Genomic DNA, 1,568 nt, shown 5'->3' with positions numbered 1-1,568 from the left:
GGTCGCAGTCATAAAGGCTTTCAACAGGCCGAAGGCGAACTTGAACAAATGCTAAGCCAACTGATTGAGAATTAGAAACAATCTGCAGTAGGGAAGAATCATTTACACAAAATTATTGACGCTCCCAGATCAACAAGGGGTGTTCTTGGTTCTGTAGCTATACGACGATAGTTTAATGGTTAATTTTATATTAAAGTGTATTTAGATTCGATTGTATGATAATTATTACTATTTGAAAATAATAGTTAATTCTAGTATACTTATAAAATTAAAAATAAAATAAAACTTAAACTGTTGGAGGAAAAAATGAGAAATAAAATACTTTTAGTGGTAGGGTGTATTTTTGCGTTTTGGGGAACATCAACGACTGTATTAGCAGATGATACTCTGCCTATCTATGGTTCACGTATTTGGTTTGATTTAAATGGCAATGGGATACAAGACCAAAATGAACCGTCAGCACCTGCTATTCATTTTGATAAACTAGCCTTTACAAATAAGGATTTGACTGTAGGATTTGATTATCCAGGAAATAATTATTTGAATGCTGGATCTACTACAACTCCTATTAATTCTGCTACAGCTGTTATTGAGCCTATATCAGCATGGGTAAAGCAGAATTTAAATAAAGATTGGTCGGAAATTGTAGATAAAGGTATGGAAACAGATGACTGGACGGAGTACGAAAGTGTTTTAAAGCAATTTTCTGATTCTAACCCGCTTATGGATAATGCGGAAGTACCATACAGAACAGGTTTTGGGAATCTAAATTTAGCTAACTGGATTGCTCAAAATGTACCCGATGATAGTGCATACATTAATTATATTTACATTGACCCTAGTCAACTACCAAATGGGTTAACTATTACTGAAGCCAATAAAGCAAGTATTGTTAATAGTTCACAATTTTCAGCAGATGGTTTCTATTACTTTGATAATAGATCCCCTCTCCAAACAATCAGTGGTTACTACAATTTAGACGGAACATTTACTGAAAGCAATGATATTCAAAATCCGTATGTTCACAGTTATGCAATAGCAAATCTAGGATTAGTTCCGCACGCTTCTATAAAACTTGATATGACAACAGAGCAAAAAACAAGTAATCCAAATGAAAAAATTACTGTAAACTATACTGTTAAAAATGATGGTCCGAGTGACCTTGAAAATATAACCTTATCTGATATCGATTTACCAGCATTTAATTTAAAAAGTGGAGAAGAAAAGACTTTTAGTGTTGAACAAATACCTAATCAACAAGGGATTATAAATACGACTGTGCAAGGTGATCTTAATTATTACTATGATCAAGTTTACTCAAATCCTGAGACAGGTGAGAGTTCAACAACTCCACAACAACCTATGCATTTATTGACAGTTACTGATAATAAACAGGTAACTGTGACTTATCCTTCTACAAAACAGTCAACAATAACAGTTTGTTATGTGGATGAAGGGGGAAATCAATTAATTGATCCTATTACTAAGACAGATTTTGTAGGTAAGGAGTATTCTACTGAGCAAAAAACATTTGACGGTTATCAATTTGAAAAAATAACGGGAAATGC

At 33.2% G+C, this 1,568-nt stretch carries 1 protein-coding gene; it reads left to right on the top strand.

The annotated features are described in order from the left end of the window. Window positions 1–306 precede the first annotated feature (306 nt). A partial coding sequence (locus IGJ45_RS16920) for a MucBP domain-containing protein (RefSeq protein WP_438768798.1) occupies window positions 307–1,568 on the top strand: 1,262 nt, incomplete at its 3' end.

Origin of the sequence: Enterococcus sp. DIV0574 (assembly GCF_051711125.1) — a bacterium.
Lineage (GTDB): Bacteria > Bacillota > Bacilli > Lactobacillales > Enterococcaceae > Enterococcus_D > Enterococcus_D gallinarum.
Note: the sequence above shows the minus strand (reverse complement) of the source record. Positions and strands in the feature narration are given on the sequence as shown.